Origin of the sequence: Runella sp., from assembly GCF_027484545.1 — a bacterium.
Taxonomy (GTDB): domain Bacteria; phylum Bacteroidota; class Bacteroidia; order Cytophagales; family Spirosomataceae; genus Runella.
The window spans coordinates 1-7,265 of the sequence record NZ_JAIXST010000010.1; the positions used below are offsets into that span (position 1 = coordinate 1).

Here is a 7,265-nt window from a genome sequence, read left to right on the forward strand (position 1 = left end):
CATAGTAATTCTTGAAATTTTTGTAATGAGAATAGTGACGGTCCGCCGCTGCGGTAGTAAATAAGGATGGTCATGATTTCGCTCATACTCATACAACCCAATTGGCGTTTGGAATACCAGTTTATGCTTGCAGCATAAACTGCAATTTTTTCCAAATGTTGTTTTCAGACCGCCGATGCGGTTAAACTCGTCCACTTCGTAGTATATTTCCGTCAGCATAGGGAGATATTGGTTAGTTTTTGAAGCTTGGTAACCGCATGGGCGGTCCCATCCAAAATACTAATTCTTTCTCTCTCTCTCTATGCCTTTAAACCCATTTTTTTGACCTAATCTCCTAAAAAGTTCGCGTTATTTTAACTTTATTGGGAAGGACTGCAAATAATTTTTATTTTTGTAAATATTCTTTACTCCATAAAAGACTTTGGCACGCTGTTTGAGGAGGGGGGTTGTAGAGGTCTAAATTACTTTTTTTTAAACAGGTGTTCACTACTAATCACATTTAAAAAATGAAGAAGCCTAACCTACATTTGGCTTTTCAGTGGCTCATTTTCCTGCCCATAATCTTGCCACTGTGTATTATTTTTGGAGCCTTGCAGGGGGTTGTCAATACGGTAGAACAAATGACCCACCAAATGTGGGTTGACGTTACTACAGTCGATAAGACTGTAGTAACGTCAGAATTATGATTTTTTGCGAGAGAATCCGTTCATCAGGCGCCTGAACATTTTCTGCTCAAAATTCCAGAAGAATTTGAACTGTCCAAATATCCACCCGTACATTAGTAAGATAACTTGATAAAAAGGTAAGATAATGAGGATATTAAACATCCAGGTTGCCCACGTGCTTTCTATAGTGAGCCATTGAGCCATCCATCGTTTGGTGTACATGACCGTAAATCCTGTACAGGTAAACACCAGTAGGATGACCAGTACCTGCCATCCTGCGCTTACTCCCCAACGACTTTTAAGCTTTTCTATCCAAGTCATTCTATTCCTGCATTCTGTGTTCGAACTCCTATTTCAAGTTGTATTTAGGTGATTATTCGTGCAAAAATGCCAAATGCTCCGGGCCTATTTCTTCGGGGTCTAGTTCCAAAAATTCTTCCCAAAAAGGGTCATTAGGCAAAGCCGCCCTACATAATACGGGTTCTTTTTTTACAGGATGGGTGAAAAATAATCTTCGTGCATGTAAGTTGATGTTTCCGTCATTATTGGGTTTAGGAGAACCGTATTTTACATCCCCACGAATCGGACATCCCATTTGTGCCAATTGCACTCGAATTTGATGCGGACGGCCCGTAATCGGGTTTACCTCCAATAGAAAATGCCGGTTGATTTCTCCTAATACCCGATACGTAAGTTCCGCTTTTTGAGCATTGGGAGCAGGATAGTCATAAGCCGTCACTACATTCCGGTTTTCGTCTTTCACGAGCCAACTGGTTAGTTTGTCTTGCTTTTTGGGAGGACGCTTACGTACCACAGCCCAGTAGGTTTTTTGAACATCACGTTTGCGAAAAATTTCGTTCATGCGTTCGAGGGCCTTTGAAGTACGGGCAAAAACCACCAACCCGCTAACCGGACGATCTATTCGATGGACCGTTCCCAGAAATACTTCTCCGGGCTTTTCGTATTTTTCTTTGATGTAATCTTTTACTAAATCCAACAAAGGGACATCACCCGTCGCGTCACCCTGTACGAGTACACCAGGGGCTTTATTGACAATGATGAGGTGGTTGTCTTCGTATATTACGTGAAAATATTTTGGCATTATGGTAGTAAGAAAAGAGACCCTTCAAATCCTTTCAGGATAGCAAAGGCTGTTAAAAAGAGGATATTTGAGTTTTTAATTAACTCATAATCAAGAATCTTAGTTCAATAGGATTCTTTCTCATTAGGAAAGTCGTTGGCTTTTACGTCTTTGACATAATGAGCTACTGCGTCGGTCATTATCGTGTGAAGATCGGCATAACGGCGTAAAAAGCGCGGTTTGAACTCCTTCGTAATCCCAAGCAAATCGTGCAGTACCAAAATTTGCCCGTCGGCATAAGGTCCTGCTCCGATACCAATGGTAGGGATAGAGACACTTGCCGATACTTTTTGAGTAAGGGTGGACGGAATTTTTTCCAGAACCATGCCAAAACAACCCACTTCGTCAAGCATTTTAGCGTCCTGAAGAAGTTTCTCAGCTTCTGCTTCTTCTTTGGCTCTGACAGTATAGGTGCCAAATTTATAAATGGATTGAGGAGTCAGACCTAAGTGTCCCATGACAGGTACACCGGCACTTAGTATTCGAATAATGGAATCTTTTACTTCCAGACCGCCTTCCAGTTTCACGGCATGAGCACCAGATTCTTTCATGATTCGAATGGCTGAATCTAAAGCGGCACGCGAATTTCCCTGATACGAGCCAAATGGCAAATCTACGACTACAAATGCTCGTTTGACGGCCCGAACTACAGCTTGGGCGTGATAAATCATCTGATCGAGGGTAATGGGCAGGGTGGTTTCGTGTCCTGCGATGACATTGGAGGCAGAGTCGCCCACGAGAATAATATCAATTCCTGCGGCATCTACAATCCGTGCCATTGAATAATCATAGGCTGTAAGGGCAGAGATTTTTTCGCCCCTGTTTTTCATCTCTTGGATGGTATGGGTCGTAATGCGTTTTATTTCGGCGGAGAAGAGTTGGGTTGACATTTTTTTGTTTACGGTTTTCACGAGCCCGCTACTGCTAACTATTTTATCGGGGTCTAAGCCAAGATTCGGGGTTGAGTCTATTTGCTGTATTTTTACTTTCTTTCCAAATTTGGAAATTGACTTCGGAAACTCCTTCTCCATCAGTAGCAACAATACCAATCACTTCACGTGCTTTAAGTTTTTGGCCCGGGCGAACGTTTACACTTTTGAGCTTAGCATAGACTGTATAGAAATCACCGTGTTGGACAAAAACAAAGTTTTTCATTACTGTGGGTTCATTACTTACCTGCATTACCACACCATCATAAACCGCATGAACCTGTGCACCTGCTTTGGTTTGAATATCCACGCCATAATTTTCTTCATGTACATTTTTGAGAATCTCTTTTGTCCCAAATCCGTCAGAGATAAAGCCAGGTACAGGCCACGCCAACCGACCTTTAGATGCTGCAAAAGAAGATGCCAACGTGACCTCTTCTTCGTTCATGCCTTCTTCATTAAATTCTTCTTTTTCTCTTTTAGGTTCAGGCTTAGTTTCTGGTTCGGCTTTGGCTACCTCTTCACTCCCTTTGTCTTTATCCCTTGCTTTTTCGGCGGCTTTTGCTGCTTCGCGCTCCGCTTTTTCTCTCGCCGCTCGTTCTCGGACAGCAACACGGGCGCGTTCTCGTCGCTCTTCAATTTCGCGCTGAATCATGCGCGTTAAGGCATTTTCCAACTGCTTATTTGCTTTTCGCACTTCGGCTACTTGGGCGATGATTTCTTTCTCTCGTCCGGTTAATTCTTTGACTACTTTGTCTTTTTCACCTTTGAGTTGTTCCAGATTTTTACTTTCAGCAATCCGCGTTTGCAGGGCATTTTGTTGGTCTTTTTTCTTATTAGTAATGCTGTTTGTTTTCGCAATCATCAACGACTGCACCTTTTTCATTTGGTTTACCTGCTTTTTACGCTCGTCGGTATACTGCTTGAGGTATTTATAGCGAATAATAAACTGATTGAAGTTGGGTGCTGAAAAAAGAAAACTCAATTCATTGAGGCTATTGTTACGTTTGGAAGAATTGTAAATCATTTTTCCATACTCATCGCGTAATTTCCTTAAATCATTATCTAACTCTACTTTGGCTTTTTGAAGTTCATTCAACTCCGCATCCATCAAGTGTAAATCGTCGTTGATGAGTTCTATTTTCCGATTTTGGGCGTTGATTTGTTGCTTAATGGCTTTTAATTGTCCTAAACTGGCGCGTTTTTGTTCGGTAATTTGCTTCAAAATTCCCTGAAGTTCCTGTAAACGTTCCAAGTTTTCGCGTTTTTCTTTCTCAAGCTGTTGACGACTCTTTTGGGCAAAGAGCAACGGACTGCTGACCAACAGCAACCCTAATAGAATGAGAAAAATAAAGCGAATTCGATGAATGGTATTCATAAAGTAAAAAGTCAAATAATAGCAGCAATGAACTGCAAAAATGCCTGAACTACGGTTTGGAGTCGCAATTTAGGTTTATTTTTTCTCGTATTTGGCAGGAATACTGAACGGGAAAGAGAGTACTTTTTCGCTCAGTTCTACCTTTTGGTGTTTTATCCTAAATACGGTTTGGTATCGTTGTTGGTCCTGTTTTGATTCATAATCCAACTGTATCAAACTGGTGTAAGGAAAAAGATAATTATTGAGCTGAGTAAAATCTTCGTAATTGAGGGTAAGCGAATTTTTGCTGGGTTGTTCGGTAACCAACAATTTTTTGAGCCGCCGGTTTTGTTCTCCAATGTAGTTTTCCAGCGAGATTTTACCTTCATTTTGTCGAAGCATGAAATAGTCATTTTCTTTTTTGAATTTTTCCCCCGGTTTTTTGGGAATGGGCATGTTGCCTACTAAAATAGACTGAATCAAATCAAAACTTAGTTGAAAGTTAAATTTCTGACTGAGTGAAGCAAAATCGTATTGGTAATATGCCTTGTTGTGACGGTCTATGATTTGAATCGAGTCGCGGGTAATCAAGCCTCGAACTACTTCTATGGGGCCTACCACAATTTGCAACCATAAAACACTGTCTTTTCGCATTCTCATGCTGACATTGGCATTGTCAATGTCCTGATCTTTGTTTTTAAAAGAGATTTTTGATTTGGTGGTGAGGTATTTAAAATCAACGTTTTCAATATTGACTTTAATTTCTTCTGCTTCTGGACCAGGTTTAATGACTGCTACGGAGTCTCTTTTGGGACGAGATAATGTGTCTGCCTGTACTACTGCCAATGTATCTTTGTTGGATTGCTCTTTACTTTTTTGACGCTGACGATGACAGGCCGAAAACAAGGCAAGCGAGATAAGCGCAATACAAAATGACAAATTAACTTTCATATTTTAGAAAAACTATAAGTGTTTGGGGGCGGTTACTCTATTAATTGTCCCGTTGCAATTTTTTTGTCGATCTGTTGGCTGTTTTCTCCCATGCTTTTGGCCTTTTTCCATTGTTCTACGGCTTTTTCCCGTTCACCCAATTGGTACAAAACATCCCCGTAATGTTCGACAATGGTACCGCTGACGTTTTTGTCCGAATCAATCGCTTTTTCGAGATGAATACGGGCATTTTTGTAGTCTTTCATTACGTATAGAACCCAGGCATAGGTGTCCAAATACGTTGCATTGGTAGGATTACGTGCTATTACCTGAGCGGCCATTTCTTTTGCCCGGTCGAGTTTTTCTTTTCGCAATGACAGAAAGTAGCTGTAATTATTGAGAACATTATCGTTGGCAGGCTCAATTTTGAGAGAAGCTTCATAAGACTCGTCTGACTTTGCATGTTCACCCAAACCATTGTAAGCATCACCCAATTGTGCCCAAATCGCTCCCTGTAGGTCTTTGCTTTCGGAGGTCAATTTTTGGGCTTCTTCGAACGCATCTACTGCCTTTTGGTAATGGCGCTTAATCAAATGTGCGGAGCCATTGGAATACCAAAAAAGCCCTTGATTAGGGAAGTTTTCCAAGGCTTGGTCAGAGTGGGCAATGACGCTGTCGATTTGGTTTAAAGAACCATCCAGATCTAAAATGGCTCCCCATACTTCATACATGGCAGGATTGACGCGTGAAGCCTTCACGTACGCGTCACGCGCTTCCGGTTTGCGATCTGCTTTGACTAATAAATCTGCATACACTACATAAGCTCGTACATCTTTTGGATGTGCTTTTACAATTTCAGCCGCGCGGTTGATAACATCCTGACGCGTTGCATCATCTTTAGCTTCGCGCATCAGCCCCACTAAGGCCTGCATTTTAGTGTCAATGTCGCCATTTGGATTGTTAAACATCTGCCCAATCTGCTTATCGGCGGCTTGGGTATCTCCGCTTTGGCGATAAATTTCCGCCAACATCATACGGGCGTCGCTCTGGTCAGGGTTCATTTTGAGCGCTTTTTCGAGCTGTTCTTTGGCCTCTTTGGGGCGTTTGGCCATCATCAGCAGTTGCGCTAATTCTACTGTGTATTGCGATTCGGTGGGTTCGGCATTGATGAGTTTTTGTGCCTCACCGATGGCTTTACTGATTTTGTCAAGTTTGATATAGATGCGTTGTTTTTGATGAACCAGGTCTTCGTCCACTCCCAACGAGCGCTCCACATCATCGTAGGCTTTGAGGGCTTCTTCGTACTTTTCATCCAAAATATAAACGGCTGCCAGTTCGAGACCATACTCCGCATTATCCGTGTTTTGACGAATAATCTCTTTGTAGATGTCAGCCGCTTTGCTGTATTTTCGTTGTTGGGTATAGATTTCTGCCAGTTGAATTCCGTAGAATTTGTTTTCAGGCATCAATTGTGCTGCCTTTTGGGTTAGAATAGCCGCCTCGTCCAATCGTTCGCGCTTAAGCAACGTACGCGCCAACTCATAATTAACGGCGGCGATGTTTGGGTTGATTTTTAACGCCATTCGTAAGGTACTGTCGGCGCGGAGGTATTCTTCCATGGCCGCATATTTCATGCCTTCGGCCAGCAGGGATTCCAGCTCAAATCGTTGCGATTTTTGGGCATCAGTTTCGCCCACGGGTTTATTTTTCTGAGCCAAGACTACCTGACTCAAAAACAAAATTACCCAGAGAAGGGGCTTGTTTTTCATTGTTTTAAAGGAAATCTCGTTGGCTAATGCTGATTGTGGTTCAATCTATCATAAAAAACGAGATTAATGAAGCAAAATTGGAAGAATTTAGTCGTTTTACCAAAATTTATATAAAAACCCCTCCTAAATCCTCCGCATCGGCCTTTAGATTTGTGCGATATAAAAATTCCAAGAAAGTCATAACTTGGGATGCTCTCAAAATGAGAGTAAGCCAGCGGCATCGGCCGTCCGAACCAGTGGGGATGCCTTATCGCCTTCGGCTGAGAGAGAGACTCATGCGGGGCGCCCCGTGGCGACCGATTCAAGCCCCCACTGGTTCGCTGTAGCACAGTACTCAAATAGAAATCTGGGAAATACCGCACGGATTGTTATGGTTATTCCAAACAATAAATCAATTCTTTTGCAAGGATATTTAGGCGGCATTTTTAATTATTGGTTCGGATTTTACAAAGTTATCCACATAAGGCCTTTGAC

8 protein-coding genes are annotated in these 7,265 nt (G+C 42.1%); 1 reads left to right on the forward strand and 7 read right to left on the reverse strand.

What is annotated here, in order from left to right:
- Positions 1–219: hypothetical protein (locus tag Q0081_RS00600; RefSeq protein WP_298348170.1), on the reverse strand; the 219-nt coding region annotated here is incomplete at its 3' end.
- A 287-nt stretch (positions 220–506) separates the two neighbouring features.
- On the opposite strand from Q0081_RS00600, the gene Q0081_RS00605 reads away from it, so the two are divergent.
- On the forward strand, positions 507–686 hold the full coding sequence (locus Q0081_RS00605; RefSeq protein WP_298348171.1) for a hypothetical protein: 180 nt from the start codon (positions 507–509) through the stop codon (positions 684–686).
- On the opposite strand, the gene Q0081_RS00610 is transcribed toward Q0081_RS00605, so the two are convergent.
- The 6 genes from Q0081_RS00610 to Q0081_RS00635 all read right to left on the reverse strand — a co-directional run bounded on the left by Q0081_RS00610 (position 681) and on the right by Q0081_RS00635 (position 6,791).
- The gene (locus tag Q0081_RS00610) at positions 681–986 is read right to left on the reverse strand and encodes a DUF6787 family protein (protein WP_298348173.1); all 306 of its coding nucleotides are present in this window, start codon (positions 984–986) and stop codon (positions 681–683) included. The genes Q0081_RS00605 and Q0081_RS00610 overlap by 6 nt on opposite strands.
- 52 nt (positions 987–1,038) lie before the next feature.
- Positions 1,039–1,767 (reverse strand): RluA family pseudouridine synthase, encoded by a 729-nt coding sequence (locus Q0081_RS00615; RefSeq protein WP_298348174.1) that lies wholly within the window; start codon positions 1,765–1,767, stop codon positions 1,039–1,041.
- Positions 1,768–1,871: 104 nt separating this feature from the next.
- The gene (gene panB, locus Q0081_RS00620; RefSeq protein ID WP_298348176.1) at positions 1,872–2,696 is read right to left on the reverse strand and encodes a 3-methyl-2-oxobutanoate hydroxymethyltransferase; all 825 of its coding nucleotides are present in this window, start codon (positions 2,694–2,696) and stop codon (positions 1,872–1,874) included.
- 43 nt (positions 2,697–2,739) lie between these two features.
- Positions 2,740–4,113 carry a murein hydrolase activator EnvC gene (locus tag Q0081_RS00625; protein WP_298348178.1) on the reverse strand — a complete coding sequence of 458 codons (1,374 nt, stop codon included), beginning with the start codon at positions 4,111–4,113 and terminating at the stop codon, positions 2,740–2,742.
- Positions 4,114–4,188: 75 nt separating this feature from the next.
- Entirely contained in the window at positions 4,189–5,043 is an 855-nt protein-coding gene (locus tag Q0081_RS00630) for a DUF4292 domain-containing protein (RefSeq protein WP_298348179.1), read from the reverse strand.
- 32 nt (positions 5,044–5,075) lie between these two features.
- Positions 5,076–6,791 (reverse strand): tetratricopeptide repeat protein, encoded by a 1,716-nt coding sequence (locus Q0081_RS00635; protein WP_298348181.1) that lies wholly within the window; start codon positions 6,789–6,791, stop codon positions 5,076–5,078.
- Positions 6,792–7,265 lie beyond the last annotated feature (474 nt).